Here is an 18841-nt window from a genome sequence, read left to right as displayed (position 1 = left end):
GTAACCTTGTTTGGTAATTTACATTTCACCGTTAGGTGAAGGTGCCAGCACTTCACGCTGACCATTACTACCCGCTGTGCTTACTACACCAGCTGCTTCCATCGATTCCACCATACGTGCCGCACGGTTATAACCAATTTTTAACCGTCGCTGCACACTGGAAATAGAGGCTTTACGGGTCTCCAATACAAATGCCACCGCCTCGTCGTAGAGGGGGTCTTGTTCATCATCGAACATTGAAGCTGAACCGCCGCCGTCTAAACCGCTATCACCTTGCGTAATTTCAGTAATATAGTCAGGTTGACCTAACTTTTTCCATGCCTCAACCACACGGTGTACTTCATCATCACTTACAAATGCGCCATGAACACGGTTAGGTAAACTTGTACCTGCCGGCAAATACAACATGTCACCCCAACCCAATAGATGCTCTGCACCGGACTGATCCAAGATGGTACGTGAATCAATACGTGAAGATACCTGGAACGCTATACGTGTCGGAATGTTTGCTTTGATCAAACCTGTGATGACATCAACAGATGGGCGCTGCGTCGCTAGAATTAAGTGGATACCGGCAGCACGAGCTTTCTGTGCAATACGTGCAATCAGCTCTTCAACTTTTTTACCGACAATCATCATCATGTCGGCAAACTCATCAATCACAACCACAATATAAGGTAGTGGCTCTAATTCTGGTGCTGGCGTTCCAAATGGCTCGCCGTTCTCTTCTGCGTTCCAAAGTGGATCTAAAATAGGTTTACCTTGCTTGCGCGCTTCCTCTATCTTGTCATTAAAACCAGCTAGGTTACGCACACCCATTTTCGCCATTAAACGATAACGGCGTTCCATCTCACCTACACACCAACGCAGACCAGAAGCCGCATCTTTCATGTCGGTAATAACGGGTGTTAATAGATGAGGAATACCTTCATAGATTGAAAGCTCCAACATCTTTGGGTCAACCATGATAAGGCGAACCTCATCAGGTGTCGCTTTAAAGAGTAACGATAAGATCATGGCATTTACGCCCACTGACTTACCTGAACCAGTCGTACCCGCTACCAATAAGTGCGGCATTTTACCTAGATTGGCTACAACAGGGTTACCGGCAATATCATTTCCTAAACCGATAGTGACCTTTGAAGAAGCAGATAGATAAGGTTTAGAGCTCAACACTTCACTTAAGTGTACGGTAAGCCTTGATTCGTTCGGGATCTCAATACCCATCACAGATTTACCTGCGATAACCTCCACCACACGTACACTACTAACCGCCATTGAGCGAGCAAGGTCTTTAGCCAAATTCGTGATTTTACTGGCTTTAACACCGGGTGCAGGCTGTATTTCAAAACGAGTAATAACCGGCCCTGGATTTACCTCTACAACTTCAACTTTCACCCCAAAGTCTTTCAGCTTAGTCTCAACGAGGCGAGACATATGCTCTAGTTCTTCTAATGAGTAGCCGGTATCGGTGTTAAGTTCTGGAGGGTCAAGTAGATCAAGTGGCGGTAACTGGCGCTTCACCTTGCGTTTTTCTGCTGCGCCATCTTCTAGCCCAAGCTCTGTATCTTGCATCGGCTTATGGGTTTCAGACAGAGGTACAACTTTGACTTGCGGTTTAGCTAGTGGGCCAGGTGAAACTGTCCCAAGTGGTATATCTTTAGTGACAATCTCTTCGGCATCCAACTCGAATGGCGGTTCACTTTCCTTCGTGCTCGCCTTATCAGTTCTCTCCGCTTCAAGTGATGCCTCTGATTCGGGTGAAAGAAAGCTACGTTCAGTATTTTCAGTAAAGCTGATATCCGCGTCCTGAGGTTTGACCGTTGCAGGACGTACAATAGGGATCTCATCAACAGGAGGATCGATTGGGTCAGCTATATTGTTTTGGAAACTTGGTGCTACAGGCTCGGTAACATCAATACGTTCAGTCACAATCGGCGGCTGTTTTTCTTCAGCTAAACGGTCTTGATATAGATCTTTTCTGAAGGAAGCTTCTGCTTTCTGCAGTTGCTCTTCAGATAAATTCAACGGATCAACTTGCCTTTCACTCGGCAGAGCAGACTGTGTACGCTTTGCCAGCGTTCCACCTATTGATTCTAAAACGGCACCCCAGCCCATCTCTAATAAAAGAGTGACGCCAAAGACAAACAGTGTAAAAAAGATAACAGAACTACCAACAATGCTTAACCATTCAACAGACCAGTCCGAGAACGCTTCCCCTAATACACCACCTGAACTAAAAGGAAATTCAAAACCCGCATTTGAAATATGTGTAGAACAGAGTGCACTAAACGCGACTAAAAGCACCAAACTGCCTACCGCTCTCACAATAAAGAAAGGAATCGTATCCATAACCGTTTGCTCTTTCCGGAAAAAGAAACGTACACACGGATAAACAAGGAGAAATGGAATAAAGAAAGCACTTAAACCAAAGCCCGATAGAAAAAAGTCTGCCAACCAAGCCCCTGCAGGCCCGGTGAAATTTCTTACCTCAGGCTGATAGCCTAAGTGAGACCAACCCGAATCTCTGGGGTCAAATCCAAGTAACGAAATAAATAAAAAAGCACTAATGGCTACTACAATAATAAGGCTAGATTCACGGCTAATTCTTGCAAGCAAGGCGGTAAAACTTAAACGTTGTCCGTTATCGGTCGCGCTCAAGGGTAAAGCTCCATAATCAATATAAAAAAATATGCGCTAACAATAACATAATTTAATGGATGACTAACGGTTGATGAGATGATGTTTATGATTCATAGTTAGCTAAGTTACTATTGTGTCCATTTACGAAGATCTCAGCCGCTAAATGCTGCTTAGTTCATCTTTTTCTTCAAGTAGCACAATGAATTACGATCAGATTAGGGATTTTTTTCATGTCACTGAATAATACTAATACAGATACTCAACGTGCTCTCACGTTTACTATCGATCAAAGTTCTTTTGGTATCGATGTTAGTCATATTTTATCGTTTTCAGATAGCTTCGGTGACATCAAGTATTCAACTAATGACGCTGAAGGCTTTATTGGCTACCTAGATTTTCGTAACACGCTTGTTCAAGTATTTGAATGCGCTACAGCACTGTCTCAAACAAGAGAACGTGAATCTGTAATCAAACTAGTAGGTGATATCAAAACCTATCAGCAAGCACATATCGACTGGGTGGGCGCTTTAGAACATTCAATTACTTCGAGTGAACCTTTTACTAAACCGCGTGATCCTCGCCTTTGTACATTTGGTCAATGGTTTTATGCCTTTGAAACGGATGACGACGGTTTACGAGCGTTGCTTAATAAAATCGAAGACCCTCATAAACATATTCATTCATTAGCAGACAAACTGTTAGATATGGCCGCAGCGGGAGATCAAGCCCAAGCGATCGAAGAGTTACGCATAGAGAAACAAACAACGCTTAAAAAATTACTTCGCGTGCTCGATTATATAAATGATTACTTAAACAATAGTATTCATCCTATCGTTATTCATCTAACAAAAGATGGAAGAACCCCTTGGTTCTCGCTTGTGCTGGATACAATGGGAGATATTGCTGAGTATTCCTCCTTATCACTGGATGATATGCAGTCTGTTAATCAGAACGAGCCTATTAAAGGCTATGTTCGTGACCCTTCCGGTAATAGCTTTATGCTGTTATCGCTTGATAAGCTTTACGATCAAGTAAATTCTAAATTTAGTATTGCGGGTTGAATTCACAGTCAGAACCCCCACTTTCTTATAATCAATTTCACTAACGGATCTTATTCTTATTACCATGAGCGACGTACAACACCACAACCTAATCATTCTTGGAAGCGGCCCTGCAGGATACACTGCGGCTGTTTACGCTGCGCGTGCAAACCTAAAACCTGTTGTTATTACAGGTATGCAGCAGGGCGGCCAACTTACAACGACAACTGATGTTGATAACTGGCCTGGCGATGTAGACGGCGTTCAAGGTCCAGAACTAATGCAACGCATGCAGCAGCACGCTGAACGCTTTGATACTGAGATCCTTTTTGATCACATCAATGAAACTGATCTTCAAAACCGTCCTTTCCGTCTAAAAGGCGACATGGGTGAGTATACGTGTGATGCACTTATTATCTGTACGGGTGCATCTGCGCAATATCTAGGCCTTCCATCTGAAGAGGCATTTGCAGGCCGTGGCGTTTCAGCCTGTGCAACCTGTGATGGTTTCTTCTATCGCGGCCAAAAAGTTGCGGTTGTTGGTGGTGGTAATACAGCGGTTGAGGAAGCTCTATATCTTTCCAACATCGCTGAAGAAGTAACACTGATTCACCGTCGGGATAGCTTACGTTCTGAAAAAATCTTACAAGATAAGATCCTAGAGCGCGCTAAAAATGGCAATATCAATATTATCTGGAACCACACTTTAGAAGAAGTTCTAGGCGATGATACTGGTGTTACAGGCCTGCGCATCAAAGGCACTGAAAACGGTGAAGAGAAGCAGCTAGACGTTGCTGGCGTGTTCATCGCAATCGGCCACAAGCCAAATACCGATATTTTTGAAGGCCAGCTTGAGATGAAAGATGGCTATGTGAAAATTCATTCGGGTCTTGAAGGCAATGCAACACAAACCAGTGTTGAAGGTGTATTCGCTGCGGGCGATGTGAGTGATCATATCTACCGTCAAGCAATCACTTCTGCAGGTTTTGGTTGTATGGCTGCACTTGATGCTGAGCGCTACCTTGATGATCTCGTCAAGTAACGGTTAGTGTCGCTTTATCAGCGGAGTTACAGCATCAGCTTTAACTCCGCTATGAGCAAATAACTATGATTCCTTGGTTACAAGACGAAACAGCCCCCTTTCCTCCTATCGATCAAGCTATTGATGAACCTAACGGTTTACTTGCTGCCGGTGGAACATTAAGTCATCAACGATTAGTGAGTGCATATCGTGCAGGTATCTTTCCTTGGTATAGCCCTGGAGAGCCTATCCTATGGTGGAGCCCCGATCCACGCTGCGTATTAGTTCCAGACCAGCTTCACATCTCTAAAAGCATGCGTAAGCGCCTTAAGAAAGATGACTACCATGTTACGTTCAATCGCAACTTCTCAGCAGTCATCGATGCCTGCTCTGCCCCACGTAAAGGTGAAGACGGAACGTGGATAACGAACGAGATGAAAGCAGCTTATGAAAAACTACATCAGCAGGGTCTAGCGCATTCGGTAGAAGTTTATATCGAGGGTGAATTAGTAGGTGGGCTATACGGCCTATCGATGGGCAAACTATTCTTTGGTGAATCTATGTTCAGCAAAGTGAAAGATTGTTCGAAAATTGCTTTTATAAAAATGGTCGAACAGTTACAAAAGTGGGGCTATGCTTTAATTGATTGCCAAGTAAGTAACGATCACCTGTTTTCATTGGGTGCGCAAGAGATTTCCAGGGATGAGTTCCAGCGATACCTTGATCAATACATTGACAGTCATTCGCAAACTAAATGGGAATTTGATAGTTAACATGAGCCGATGGAGTAATATGTGACAAACCTCAGGACGATCAATTTTTACGCTACCCCTGAGCATGATTGCAGTTACCTTGAAAACAAAATAGCAAAAACGCTCTTTGTTGATCCTCAAGTCGAACTCGATCAATCCTCTTACAGCCAACTTTCAGATCTTGGATTTAGGCGTAGCGGGAAACACGTCTATCGTCCTCACTGCGAAGGCTGCCAAGCTTGCATCTCCGTAAGGATTCCACTCGCTGTATTTAGTTTACGCAAAAGCCAGAAGCGGATCATTTCAAAGAATAAAGATCTTACCGTCACCATCTCCAAGGCATCTTTCTCTGAAGAGTATTATGCTCTCTACACACGCTATATTAATGAGCGCCACAAAGATGGTGATATGTATCCGCCAAGTCTTGAGCAATTCAACTCTTTCTTAATTGAGGGCGATGAGCATACTCAGTTCTTTGAATTTAGAGACACCGATAACAAACTTGTGGCGGTTAGCGTTGTCGATTTATTAGAGCAAGGCTTATCAGCAATCTATACATTTTTTGATCCTGACCTACCCAAACGCAGTTTAGGTACCTTTTGTATCTTGTGGCAGTTAGATTATTGCCAGAGAAAAAACCTTAATTACCTGTATCTAGGTTACTGGGTAAAAGAGTGTCGCAAAATGAATTATAAAATCTCTTTTCAGCCCTTCGAGCTGCTAATTGATGGACACTGGACCCTAGTTCAGCAGAAATAATGCCTTTTTAATGCGCAATTTCACTAATACACTCTTCATTGTTGATTTACCTTTGATCTAAAAGAGAATTTCAGGCACAATACCGCGCAATTATCAGGTCCAGATTTCTGGAGCCTCTATCAACAAGGTAAAGAATTGATGGCTAAAGAAGATAGCATTGAAATGGAAGGCACCGTGGTTGACACGCTCCCGAACACTATGTTCCGTGTTGAGCTTGAAAACGGTCACGTTGTAACTGCACACATCTCAGGTAAGATGCGTAAAAACTACATCCGTATCCTGACTGGCGATAAAGTTAAAGTAGAATTAACGCCGTACGACCTAAGCAAAGGACGTATTGTGTATCGCGCACGTTAATTCATTGCTCTCTTGTCTATCGTTATAGCTATTACTTTAACGGTCAGACAAACGTAAAAAAGGCAGCCATTGGCTGCCTTTTTTTATTTCAGCATGATAATCAACTAGCTGACACAGCTACTCGCTTCAACACTGATCTCACCATCCGCATCAACGCCGACAATAACCTCACCACCCTCTTCAGCTAACTCGCCAAATAGAATCATTTCGGCTAAAGGCTTTTTAAGCTTCTCTTGAATTAGACGCTTCATTGGACGAGCACCCATCTGCTCATCATAGCCTTTCTCTGCAAACCAAGTACGCGCATCATCATCTAAATGAAGCACAACCCGCTTGTCTTCAAGTTGAACCTGAAGCTCAGCAAAGAATTTATCAACCACGCCTTTAATAATGCCTGTGGTAAGCGGTTTAAACTGAATAATGCCATCAAGACGGTTACGGAATTCCGGGGTAAACATCTTCTTAATCGCCGACATACCATCAGATGCATGGTTCTGCTTAGTGAAACCAATCGATGCACGGCTCATATCTTGTGCACCGGCATTGGTTGTCATCACCATGATTACATTACGGAAATCAGCTTTACGCCCGTTGTTGTCTGTTAATGTACCGTTATCCATTACTTGCAACAGCAAGTTAAAGACTTCAGGGTGCGCTTTTTCGATCTCATCAAGCAATAACACACAATGGGGTGCCTTGGTAATCGCCTCGGTAAGCAATCCGCCCTGGTCATAACCTACATAACCCGGAGGCGCACCGATCAAACGAGATACCGTATGACGCTCCATATACTCTGACATATCGAAGCGAACCAGCTCAATACCCATGACACGGGCTAGCTGTTGAGTTACCTCAGTTTTACCGACACCTGTAGGCCCTGCGAAAAGGAAGCAGCCTACTGGCTTGTCAGGCTCTTTAAGGCCTGCCCGTGACAACTTGATAGCAGAGGATAAAGTATCGATCGCTTCGTCCTGACCCAGCACAACCATTTTCAGGTTGCTATCCAGCTTAGCTAACTGAGTTTTATCAGAAGCAGAAACACTCTTCGGAGGGATTCGCGCTATTTTGGCGACAATGGCTTCAACATCTTCTACACCAATCTCTGCTTTACGCAGTTCTTGCGGTAGTAATCGCTGATAAGCACCGGCCTCATCAATCACGTCGATGGCTTTATCAGGCATATGCTTGTCATTAATATAACGACCCGCCAGTTCTGCAGCCGCTTTTAAAGCAGCATCCGCGTACGTCAGCTCATGATGATCTTCGAAACGTTGTTTAAGCCCGCGAAGAATGGCATAAGTGTCATCAATACTCGGCTCTAGAACATCTACTTTTTGGAAACGACGCGCTAAAGCACGGTCTTTTTCAAAGATGCCACGAAACTCTTGGAACGTTGTAGAACCAATACAGCGAATCTGTCCAGAACTCAGTAATGGTTTTAACAGATTAGAAGCATCCATCGAACCACCAGACGCGGCACCCGCACCTATGATCGTATGGATTTCGTCAATGAAGAGAATCGCTTCCGGCTGCTCTTTTATTTCATTAAGTAAACCTTTAAGACGTTTCTCAAAATCACCGCGATATTTAGTCCCTGCCAATAACGCACCAAGATCCAAGGCATATACAATAGAATCTTGAATAACATCAGGCACTTTGCTTTCAATAATGAGTTTTGCAAGACCTTCTGCAATGGCAGTTTTACCAACTCCTGCTTCACCCACGAGCAAAGGATTGTTCTTACGACGACGCGATAAGATCTGAACGACACGCTCTACTTCCGAGTCACGGCCAACAAGAGGATCAATCAGCCCTTTCTCGGCCTCTGCGTTCAAATTCACCGCATATTTAGCTAATGGGCTGTCATCTTTGGATTCTTCAGCACCACCCTCAACAGATGAATCCGAATGCTCATGATCATGCTCTGACATTTTAGAAATGCCATGAGAGATATAGTTAACCGTATCAATACGCTCAATGCCATGCTGCTGCAAAATGTATACTGCTTGGCTTTCTTGCTCACTAAAAATTGCCACAAGTACATTCGCGCCAGTTACTTCGTTTTTTCCTGAAGACTGAACATGGAAAACGGCTCGTTGTAAGACACGTTGAAAGCCCAAAGTAGGCTGAGTATCTAGATCCGGTAAGGTCTCAGATAATAAAGGGGTGGTCTCCTCTATAAAATCCGATAAATTTTTTCGTATGCCATCAAAATTAGCACCACAAGCAGCGAGTACTTGGTGTGCCTCATGGTTTTCCAACAACGCTAATAAAAGATGTTCGACAGTAATAAATTCATGTCGTTTCTCTTTTGCTGCCTGGAAAGCTGCACTGAGCGTGTCTTCGAGTTCTCGGTTTAACATAACGGTTCCTCTTCAGACTTTCTCGACTTCACAAAGTAATGGATGGCTATTGTCTCTCGCATATTGATTAACTATAGCTGCTTTTGTGTCTGCTATATCTCTTGTAAAGATTCCACAAACACCTTTACCTTGAGTATGGACCGATAACATCACTTGTGTTGCTTTTTCTTCATCCATATTAAAAAACATTATTAACACAGCAACAACAAAGTCCATCGGCGTATAATCATCATTCATTAATACCACCCTATACATTGATGGTTTCTTAACCTGCGGCTTCGCTTCTTCTGTAACGAGCCCATGATCATCACCATGCTCAAAATCGTGATCATGATCTTCATTAGACATTCGTGGCATTTTTCGTTCAATTTTCATACACATCAATAAATCTTCTAATTTTCCACTACAATTAACTACTGAACAGTGATTGTACACCTGTCACACCTTCCTAAGGGGGTGCTATAATCCATAATAGCAGGGTTAGGTAATAACCTCAGTTGTACCTGCAACTATAAGAAAGCACTCTTTAATAGCTATTCTAGCAGTTAAAGGTCGTACGTTCAGGTTAACAATCCAAAAGACGTCTTGGATATGGGAGTTAGTTATGCAGACAGGGAAAGTAAAGTGGTTCAACAATTCGAAGGGGTACGGATTTATTTTATCCGACGAACATAATGAGGATCTCTTTGCCCATTATTCTGCTATTGAAGTAGATGGCTATAAAAGCCTGAAGGCTGGCCAAAAAGTCGAATTTGATACACAGCCTGGCCCTAAGGGAACACATGCAGTACAAATAAAACCGCTCGAAACACAATAATAAAGACTAGATGGTTTCCATCTTACATCTCGATATTAAACCAGCTTAATGCTGGTTTTTTATTATCCTTGTTATTGATTAAGGAACGCAATAGCCTCGTCTTCATCCCCTGCTAGAAAGAAACGCATATCAATACCCGTAAAGATTTTGTCCTCAAACTCAACCACCGTCTTCATCCATGCCTTATCTGTAACAATGGCGATTTTATCAATATTAGAAATGCCTACGTTATAAAGATATTTAAATTTTTGAACAACCGCTGAGAATTCAACACCTCCCAAAGAATCTACCTTTTCAAAAAAAACTATTTGACCAAAGCGATCCGATCTTTCTTTAGCTGAATCCAATACTAGGGACATATCAGCTTCAGTAATCACTCCCGAGATCTCAAATGCTACTGCATTATCAACCCCTATATCCAGCATCTTAAGCATAAGAGTCTCCTTTCATAGCTCATTAAAGTACCTATGATAAATTTAGATACAAAATTGGGAATAAATTTGGCTCATCACACAGTATAGGGCTCTTTTAGTACCGTGCTTACAGCCCCCGTTACCTCACTCCCTACTCCGAAGCTGAAATGGGTACTCTCCAGCGCCGGTCGACAACAACAGTACGGCCTGACAGCGCCGTAAACTCTCCGGCTAACTCAATATACCAATGAATTTTTCCTGATGAGCCATTAGCAAAACTTGGCAAATAATTTTCAGGAATAATAGTTTCAAATTCAATATCTGATTGACCACTTAAATTACTATCAATTAGCGGCTCAATCTCTTGCTTAAGTCTTATGATTTCACGCAGCTTAATTTCATCATTAACACGTGTTTTATAAAGCTCCTTACAGATTAAGTGTAAATCCACTTTTTTAGCCGTAGGAATCCCTTTTATATTGAACCGACCTGCTATATCACCACCAATAACACCTCGCCCTTCATCCAACAACAGAAGTAAAGGTCCGAACTCGTTATAGTCTCGAATTTTCCCACGACCGTAGTTAAAGAAGAAAAAACCAATGACTGAAAAAAGCCAAAAAAAGTAGTGAAAGTTATCATCAGTTCTAACGTTAAACTCTATCAGAATAGGCGCTAGCCCAAATACAAACATTACAATGAAACCAAGGACAATAAACGTCGTAGATTGCCGCTTGGAAATATCTATAATTCCGTCTATAGATGCCTCCGTGAATGATCCAACGTTACTTTTTCTTGCCCTAATTATTAGTCGTGTTCCAATCCAAACAATCAAAGCCCCTCCTATAAGCCCTCCAAATGGATCATCAGAAGACAAAGCCGCCAGGCCAAATACCAGACCTAAAAAGCAGGTAAAAAAACCTATATATGCACCACTTAGTGCACTATCAGGGGAAGCATCATTAAGGAAATCTATATCGAAGCGCATACTAAATCCTTTTAGTAGAACAAGATGAGGCCCAGTTAGAGCCTCATGAAGCAGTTAAATGTAAAACAAGCTTACTAGGAAGCAGTCTAATCAGCATGATAGAATTAACCTGAGAAGTAATGCAGATTATTCTACATATTGAGGGGAGGAACTAAACCAGATTAAACATCTGGCTTGAACATAAACATAAAATCCATTTCGTCGAAATTAATTACATGATCAATACTGTCGAAAAAATCTTCTGATTTTTTATTTAGCCCAGATATTTTTTTTTCTTCGATTTTAAATTTTACAACATAGAAATCTTCATCAAAATCTTCACCCGTACCAATATGCTTAGCCCTATTGAAAACATAAGCTTCTTCGGCAGATATCAAATCATCTCTAATCGCCCAATCATAGCGCCTTCCGCCATAACCTTTCTTAAGGCTATCAATATAAAGCCTTCTACGCTCGTCTTTTGTCATACCTTCATATGGATTATGAACAAAATGCATCGCTATTTGAGGATCCTTATCGATGTTATCGAGTAAAGCTTGATACATTTCTTCCCCCCAATACTCTTGATAGGTTTGCCCTGTAGTATGAAGGCCAATCATGGAGCTAGCTAAAGGCCTAACATATCCTTTTCTAGCGGCCTCTAGAAAGTACTCAACACCCTTGCCTGAAAATTTATCATAGAACCTTTCTAAGTAAGAACGATCATGAATACGAGAAAAGAATTCAGCTTTTGCATCCCCTTCTTCAGATAGCTCTTTCCATAGAGAAACAGCTTTATCCAAGTTATCATCACTGCATTCCCAACCATTAACTTCGCAAACCTCTCCCGTAGAATCAGCTCCCGATAATTTAAATAGTGCATAGGGGTTACCCAATTCCCCTGCCTGTTGAAACCACTTGTAAGCCCCATAACGATCACGACCAAAGTTTTGCTGCTTCATATAGCCATACCAAAACAGAGCTTTATCATCACCCTTAAGTACATAAGGCTCTAACTTTGCCATTGCTTCATCATATTTTTTATAGCGAATATCAATCATGATTGGATAAAGATAATGGCCTTTATCAACATAGCCAGTTGCATTTACCAGAGATGAAGACAATAACGCGGTTGTAACCACTAAACGTAGAAAAAACATCATGCTAACCCTTCTATATCCATAAGTGAGATCGTTATGTAGTTCTGATTAATATTGGCTGCATGTTTTCGGGCACCTTGTTCTACAGGGTCATTCTTACAGTCCCCAATATAGATTGCAGCGTAAGAATTACTTAGATAGCCATTCTCAACATAAAATTGATAGTCACTGGCTAGCACATTTAACAACCCTCTAAAGCTAATAATCTTATTGGTTCTATCGGATTTTTTCATGTCAGTATCAGCATCCGCCCAAGTTGCCGAGCCATACAAATAAATCATTCGACGTAGATTGCTTAAAAACGTCTGCCATTCAGCCTTGTAGCTATCCGGCTTCTCACCCTTACTGCTCATACGCGATAAAGTTTCCTCAAAGTGACGTCTCTGCTGGTCAGACAGTTCTGAGGGATAAGCAATATCATAACCTTTGATACGGCCATCCACTAACCATACCAGCACCCGTTCAAAGGCATTGCGCTGTCGAACATTCCGACCATAATCAAGAACTAAGCTTGGATTTCCGCTCATATTAACCAGATCACTAGCACGTTCACCCAGACTATACGTCTGCTTATCCGTCAGCGTATACAACAACCTCCCCAATGTTTCCGGTGGCATTTTCTTAACCCAAGGGATAGCTGCTTCTGCCTTCTCATTTATAAAATCAGCAAGTACAGGCGCTAGTTTTTCGCGCGTACTCTCATCATTAAAAGCTTTAATTTGCTCAAATGGAAGCAACAGCACATCAGCCGCTTTTAAACCGGTGACCATAACAGCAGTCAAAAACATATTAAACAGTTCGAAGGAGCTTTCGCCGCTTTCAGGATCAGCCCCTTCATCAAACAGGTTGATACGGCGAAAACCTTCTTGATTCATAATGGTGAGGATATGATCGATAAAACCATTAATAGCTAAAGGGGATATTTCAAAGCCTACTTTACCCCCTACACCTGGACCTAGCGCTAATTTAGCAGCCATAATAAAAATGATTTTTCCACCGCTCACCGTGAGTTTAATAACACCATTGGCCGATGCTGCAAAAGCGGCTGCCGCTTTAGCGGTGAACTTACCAAATTCAACAAAGTGCTCTGATGTTGGTTCTCGCCAATTAAGGCTTCCTACAAATTCACCACCTGCTTCTACTCCCGCAAACACACCTGCGGTTGCTGTAATATCTGCAGCTTTACTAGGCGCTAGTAGATTGCCATCGGCATTTTTAACTTCGGCCATGTCTTTACGATGGGCATTGTAGCCTTGATAACTCTGTGTAAAACCTTTAACTCCCACACCGCCTTGATCAAGGTTACCAAATTCTACGCTCGCGCCTAAATTTATAGAGGCTCCCACCATTCCGTAGACGGTAAACGTTCCTTGCAACATGATATTACCGCCACGAAACACTTGCGGCTGTTCTTTGCGTGCGGCTTTATAAAAAGCTTCTTGTTTAATTTTAAGCGGTTCCGCAGGTACGTAGGCAATGTAAGGGATTTTAAACGCATGGCCTGCCGCACTTGGATACTGAACAGTAAGCGTAGATTGCCCTTGCGCTAGATTTAAATCTACTTTGGCTTCAACTAAACCAAATTTTACACTTTTGTTTTTGATAGTGTCGTTCAGCTTTGTAGCATCCAGCTCGTCCCCTACACTTACCGATGCCGAAAAGCGCATAAATTGGCATTCTGCACTGACATGATAAGCGGTTTCGTTAATATCAGGACCTTCAGTCTTCCACTCATAAACCTTTTTGATCAAGGCTTCATCAAATGCTACTAGCGATGATTTAAGGTTCATCTTTAGCGGAAATTCTTTACTTAGCTTAGCAATATAGGCTTTGGTACGTTTTTCGAGCTGAGTTTCAATAGGGGCAGACTCATCTTCGGGCTTTGGAATGGGCTCGCCATCTTCGACACGGTTTTTCTTAGCTGTAGGCTTACTGGACTCTACTGCTTTTAAACCCGGCTTAAGGTCTAAAAAGTGATCGCCACATTCTAACCATGCATTTGAATCTTCCGGTATCAACCAACTTGGCCCGCGAACAAATGCGGTACGACCTTCTTCACTGCTTAAATAACACTCTACAACGGACAGGTCAGCTTTACCTGCATCTGTATATAAACTGCCAATTTTCTTTGCAGGCTTCCATGATTTCTCTTTAAAAATAGGGGTGTAAACTCGGTCAGCAGAGGAAAACAACCGCTGATAGTTTTTTGCAGCAGCTTGTTTTTTAGCTTTTTGTTCGAAGTACTCTACACGAGCAAGCAACGCTTTTTTACAGTGAACTAAATCCCCCAATACCTCTTTAGGCAATTTACCTACGCCCAATAGATTTTGAAGTTCAGACATTTTAGCTTTTAGTGACAATTCAAGCTTATGTAGTAACGCGATACAAGGGTAGTAACCCCAAGGTAGAGCCTGCTCTGAAACTGTATCGATTGAATGAAGGTTAGGTATAAATTGAAACACTTCATTGATAAGATTCTTCTCAGCCGCATCATCAAGGTCATCATAATATTTGAAGGTTTTAGGCTGCTTTCCCAGTAGATCTTTATCCGTTAAGCATTGCTCAATTAACACCATTAAATGAGTATTAAGTGTAAAAATAGGCGTAAAACGACCTGCAAAACGCGCACTAAATTCATAGGATGTCAGTCTAGAAGCGATAGTGCTGTCTTGCTGCCATAACTCAAGCCTACGCAGGATAGATTCAGGCTTATCATCACAAATATCTTCAAGTTCAAGACCATACATCCCCCGCGCTTTATGGACATTACCTAGAGCATTATGAATGGTATCTTGCTGTTTACTGGTGAAGTAACCCATTTTGTCTGAGTAGGTAAATGGCGTACCATCATCAGAGATCTTTTTCTGAGCTTCTTTGCGCGCCTTCTTTTCAAGTTTTTCAATCTCATCCGCAAGCTGTTCCATTACATCTTCGATTGCACTTTTGCGAACCTCTTGATAATTCAACCTGAAGTCATCTTTTGATGGCCCCTCTGTCAAAAAGCCAAAGGGGGATTTTTTAAGTACTCCTTTTGCCGTCACGTTCAATAATGTCTTACAGCCTTCCCATAACTCTTGCTCTTTATACGCCCATTCATAACGCATAAGAAACTCGGTACTAACTTCTTCATCATTCATCGCTTGATCAAACAATATTTCAGGGACACTCAGCACTTCAAGCTTAAGTGCTAACTGTAATAACAACAGCGTACGATACCGATCCTTATCATCCTGTTCTTCTATAAACCGTTCATGATCACTACTTTGGAATTTTGATAATATGCCATATTTACTCAACTCCATCATTGCATCGTTAACATCTCCTGCTAACATAGCCTGCATGATAGAGCGCATGTTAGCGATCTCTTCATCCAACTTATCTTTTGCTTTTTGCGTAATGGCAAACCAGCCCTGCTTTCCGGTTTTAGGCATAGAGGGATAGAACACTACATCAACATATTCCATCGGCTCACAAACATTTCCCAATGCATCAGGTAGTTGGGGTAACTGAATTCTCTGCTCAGTTACTGGTGCAGGCTTTATTTCTTCTTTCGGCAGGACATCGGTAGATTCGGCTTTCTCAGAACTATCATCAGGTATATTCAGTAAATTACCCGCATAGATCAGATCTACATTCTTTATCTGATCACTATTCATTGCCTGTAGCTCAGCCTCCGAGATTCCTAATCTTTTAGCGATTCTTGAAAGGCAATCCCCTGCTATGATTTCGTATTTTCCACCCATGATTATTCCATTAATCCTTTATAAAACTGTTCAGGTAACTGATAGGCTTTTTTAAATACGTTAGGTGTAATATCTACCTGCTGTTTAAGAGAACCGTTAGCCCAAACAATCTCTGATATTCCGTTTAGTAATTTAGTTTTTTCAGTCGATGAGAACTGCTGCGTTAGAGTGTCCAGTAAGGCCGGTGAATAGAACCTAAACACCATGGCATTACCCAAAGGTGATTGCGCAACGGTCCGGCTTTGAACCCAGCCTAATATCTCTTCTTTGCTTTGTTTGGGATAACCAATCACTAAGCTTGAGCCAGCCTTCCAGTAAGCATCGCTCTCCCATTGCTGCTCAGTAATATGGTTGTATAGAAAAGGCGATTCCGATTGAAAAAACACACACCAAGGCCCCTCTTCAGCGACTGATTCGAGTATTGTGCCGTCGAACAATCTTACCAACTCTGGGCATTCCTCATTTTGGAACACGGCAGCTAAAGGGTCTGCATGAAAACGGTTATGATCTAGGATTAGACAATACCAAGTGTCACTGTATTCTGGGATCATGCCGCGCCTCGACATGGGCAGTCAGACCTTGGGCAAGTTGCGATGGAACCACCATCTTTCATGCATAACCCTATTGCAGGTTGGTCCATTAAAGCCATGCGTTTTAATGCTGGGGCTGGTATCCAAGGCTCTACCGCCTCTTTACCTTCGGTCACAAAGCCTGCTTGATCTAGATCCGCTTCTAACGGCGGTTGCGGTGCGACCGGGGACGCTGAGGCTGCGCCACCGCCTCCACCGCCTCCATTTAGGTTGACCGCTGCACCATTGACACTAACGCCTGCGGGATTGATCTTTATGGTGCTGCCACCCGCTTTGATTAGGATCTCGCTGCCGGCTTCAAATAGAATTTTTTGGCCACTTTTCCAATCACTGTTACTACCCGCATGCTGGTATCCGCTATCACCGAGCTTTGTATGATGATTGGGTGCGATGGTGTGATTGTAGTTTTGTTGTATTTCACGGTGATAGTTGCCTTTAGTTAAGGCGTGTTCTTCGTTATAAAACTCACGATACTCGTTATGTTCCACTAGCTGATGGTGTTCATTGCCGACCCATTGTTTATGCGTGTCTAATGTACGCTGGTCTAGATCTTTTTCGGCATGTAAAAAGAGCTCTTCATCGCCCTTTTTATCTTCAAAACGAATTTCGTTAAAACCGTCACCACCTTTGCTAGAAATCGTTTTGATGGTGGATTTGGTTTTGTGCTCAGGCAAGCTATAAGGAGGCATATTATGCCCGTGGTAAACCCTGCCCGTTATGATAGGACGGTCTGGATTACCTTCAAGAAAATCGACGATGACCTCTTCACCTATGCGCGGCAAGAACATACTACCGAAAGCGCCGCCTGCGCTATTTTGGCTAACTCGCACCCAGCAAGAGGAGTGTTCATTAAAGCCTCCCTCTCTATCCCAATGGAACTGCACTTTTACCCTGCCATGCTCATCGGTATAGATCTCTTCACCCACGGGTCCGGTCACCGTGGCTGTTTGCGCACCTTGTACAAACGGGATTTTATCCGCACAGATTTTGGGCCTAAAAGGGTTGGCCATTGCGATCAGTTTTAGCTTGTTTGTATAGCGTGAGCCTTCTGTTGTTGCCCCCGTTTCTAAAACCTGAGGCTGCGCACAATCATGCTCAACTCGCGCAACAAAATACTCACCATTAAGCGCATCTCGATCAACATCAGAAACGGCAAAACTGTAGCCCGGTAAACAACGATTAACATCACTTTCTGCCATGACAACCTGACGCTTACGATTGGCGGCCTCTAATCGTACATGGGTTAAATGCTCACCACGTTCCGCATCCATAAACTGTGAGGGGTAATCGTAGATCTCCAATGCACTGTCCTGCGGGTGCTGTTCATCCTGTGTGAGGTCTAAATTAGGCTTTTTGAAGTTAAAGTCACGCAGTGAAACTTTACCCGGCCGCATCGCTTCTGCGTATTGAAAACGGAAAAGATGTTGCTCCGATACTGCACCTTGGGCGTGATGAAAATATGGAATTTCACTATCTCCACTAAGGTACGGAGATGACATGGAGGAATCACTAAAAACAATGACATGTTTATCCTCAACATGTTCAAAATAATAGTGGATACCTTCCTGTTCTAATAAACGCTCAATGAAGTTAAGGTCCGTTTCACGGTACTGGACGCAGTAATCACGCGGCTCATAGACACGGGTAAGATCGAAACGATATTCATCCGCTTGATATTCATGCTCTACAAGTAGGCTGTCGATGATTTGTCGCGTGGTCGCGAATTGATAGATTCGGCTATTCTGACGATGCCCCAACAGCCAAACTTTAGGAACTAATATGATCTTATAACTACTTTGACGCACACCCTCTTCGCCAATATGCGCTTGAGATATGAGACCATGTATATAACGTGTCTGTTCATTTTCATCACACGTCTGATCGAGCAGAGTAACAACAGCAGCCTTGCCTATAATAGAACTGAGCTCTATATCTGGCTGCTTTGAGACTAACTCAATCTCTATTGCAAAAACAGTCGAGACTTCCTCCACGCCTGAGAGCTTTACAAGCGAAAACTCTACCTCACTGTCCTGCACTTTAAAAAGAAAGCGTTCTTCGTTCGCTTTTAAAAACATGAATCATTCCTTTGATGCGAAACACTGCTCAGCTATATGCAGTGAACAAACCTATCATTCCAAGAAAGGTAAGCATGGATTGTGCCATATACTTTTTAGATGGTGAATAAAGGCTTGAATGAGCTGAATCCTTCCATGAGT

Annotated in this window: 15 protein-coding genes; 6 read left to right on the top strand and 9 right to left on the bottom strand. The window is 42.6% G+C overall.

The window, feature by feature from the left end:
* Nucleotides 1-18: 18 nt before the first annotated feature.
* Entirely contained in the window at nucleotides 19-2661 is a 2643-nt protein-coding gene (locus B4K11_RS11095) for a DNA translocase FtsK (RefSeq protein ID WP_292950476.1), read from the bottom strand.
* A 212-nt stretch (nucleotides 2662-2873) separates the two neighbouring features.
* Between B4K11_RS11095 and B4K11_RS11090 the strand changes: the two genes are divergently transcribed.
* From B4K11_RS11090 to infA, 5 genes are all read left to right on the top strand, one after another.
* Nucleotides 2874-3704 carry a CZB domain-containing protein gene (locus B4K11_RS11090; protein ID WP_292950477.1) on the top strand — a complete coding sequence of 277 codons (831 nt, stop codon included), beginning with the start codon at nucleotides 2874-2876 and terminating at the stop codon, nucleotides 3702-3704.
* A 64-nt stretch (nucleotides 3705-3768) separates the two neighbouring features.
* On the top strand, nucleotides 3769-4725 hold the full coding sequence (gene trxB / locus B4K11_RS11085; RefSeq protein WP_292950478.1) for a thioredoxin-disulfide reductase: 957 nt from the start codon (nucleotides 3769-3771) through the stop codon (nucleotides 4723-4725).
* 65 nt (nucleotides 4726-4790) lie between these two features.
* Nucleotides 4791-5477: a leucyl/phenylalanyl-tRNA--protein transferase gene (aat, locus tag B4K11_RS11080; RefSeq protein ID WP_292950479.1), complete on the top strand. Its 687-nt coding sequence runs from the start codon at nucleotides 4791-4793 to the stop codon at nucleotides 5475-5477.
* 21 nt (nucleotides 5478-5498) lie between these two features.
* Complete coding sequence (locus B4K11_RS11075; protein WP_292950480.1) at nucleotides 5499-6215, top strand: arginyltransferase; 717 nt, start codon at nucleotides 5499-5501, stop codon at nucleotides 6213-6215.
* A 138-nt stretch (nucleotides 6216-6353) separates the two neighbouring features.
* Nucleotides 6354-6572 (top strand): translation initiation factor IF-1, encoded by a 219-nt coding sequence (gene infA / locus B4K11_RS11070; protein WP_027853708.1) that lies wholly within the window; start codon nucleotides 6354-6356, stop codon nucleotides 6570-6572.
* Nucleotides 6573-6676: 104 nt separating this feature from the next.
* Here infA and clpA read toward each other — a convergent pair whose 3' ends face one another.
* Both clpA and clpS read right to left on the bottom strand, forming a co-directional pair.
* Nucleotides 6677-8935 carry an ATP-dependent Clp protease ATP-binding subunit ClpA gene (clpA, locus tag B4K11_RS11065; protein WP_292959379.1) on the bottom strand — a complete coding sequence of 753 codons (2259 nt, stop codon included), beginning with the start codon at nucleotides 8933-8935 and terminating at the stop codon, nucleotides 6677-6679.
* Nucleotides 8936-8947: 12 nt separating this feature from the next.
* Entirely contained in the window at nucleotides 8948-9292 is a 345-nt protein-coding gene (clpS, locus tag B4K11_RS11060; protein ID WP_414689211.1) for an ATP-dependent Clp protease adapter ClpS, read from the bottom strand.
* Nucleotides 9293-9539: 247 nt separating this feature from the next.
* Here clpS and cspD point away from each other — a divergent pair, with 247 nt between their 5' ends.
* Complete coding sequence (gene cspD, locus B4K11_RS11055) at nucleotides 9540-9752, top strand: cold shock domain-containing protein CspD (RefSeq protein ID WP_067869571.1); 213 nt, start codon at nucleotides 9540-9542, stop codon at nucleotides 9750-9752.
* 71 nt (nucleotides 9753-9823) lie between these two features.
* Here cspD and B4K11_RS11050 read toward each other — a convergent pair whose 3' ends face one another.
* The 6 genes from B4K11_RS11050 to B4K11_RS11025 all read right to left on the bottom strand — a co-directional run bounded on the left by B4K11_RS11050 (nucleotide 9824) and on the right by B4K11_RS11025 (nucleotide 18700).
* Nucleotides 9824-10186, bottom strand: a complete 363-nt coding sequence (locus B4K11_RS11050; RefSeq protein ID WP_292949818.1) for an STAS/SEC14 domain-containing protein — start codon at nucleotides 10184-10186, stop codon at nucleotides 9824-9826.
* Nucleotides 10187-10316: 130 nt separating this feature from the next.
* Nucleotides 10317-11153, bottom strand: a complete 837-nt coding sequence (locus B4K11_RS11045) for a hypothetical protein (protein ID WP_292949819.1) — start codon at nucleotides 11151-11153, stop codon at nucleotides 10317-10319.
* 161 nt (nucleotides 11154-11314) lie between these two features.
* Nucleotides 11315-12295: a tetratricopeptide repeat protein gene (locus B4K11_RS11040; RefSeq protein WP_292949820.1), complete on the bottom strand. Its 981-nt coding sequence runs from the start codon at nucleotides 12293-12295 to the stop codon at nucleotides 11315-11317.
* Complete coding sequence (locus B4K11_RS11035; protein ID WP_292949821.1) at nucleotides 12292-16035, bottom strand: LysM peptidoglycan-binding domain-containing protein; 3744 nt, start codon at nucleotides 16033-16035, stop codon at nucleotides 12292-12294. The genes B4K11_RS11040 and B4K11_RS11035 overlap by 4 nt, the downstream gene beginning before the upstream one ends.
* Before the next feature lie 2 nt (nucleotides 16036-16037).
* On the bottom strand, nucleotides 16038-16586 hold the full coding sequence (locus B4K11_RS11030) for a DUF4123 domain-containing protein (protein ID WP_292949823.1): 549 nt from the start codon (nucleotides 16584-16586) through the stop codon (nucleotides 16038-16040).
* Nucleotides 16583-18700, bottom strand: coding sequence for a type VI secretion system tip protein VgrG (locus B4K11_RS11025; RefSeq protein WP_292959378.1), 2118 nt, complete (start codon nucleotides 18698-18700; stop codon nucleotides 16583-16585). The genes B4K11_RS11030 and B4K11_RS11025 overlap by 4 nt, the downstream gene beginning before the upstream one ends.
* Between the last annotated feature and the right edge of the window lie 141 nt (nucleotides 18701-18841).

Source organism: Neptuniibacter sp. UBA6509 (assembly GCA_002435145.1).
GTDB lineage: Bacteria > Pseudomonadota > Gammaproteobacteria > Pseudomonadales > Balneatricaceae > Neptuniibacter.
This window is presented reverse-complemented; position numbering and strand designations above follow the sequence as displayed.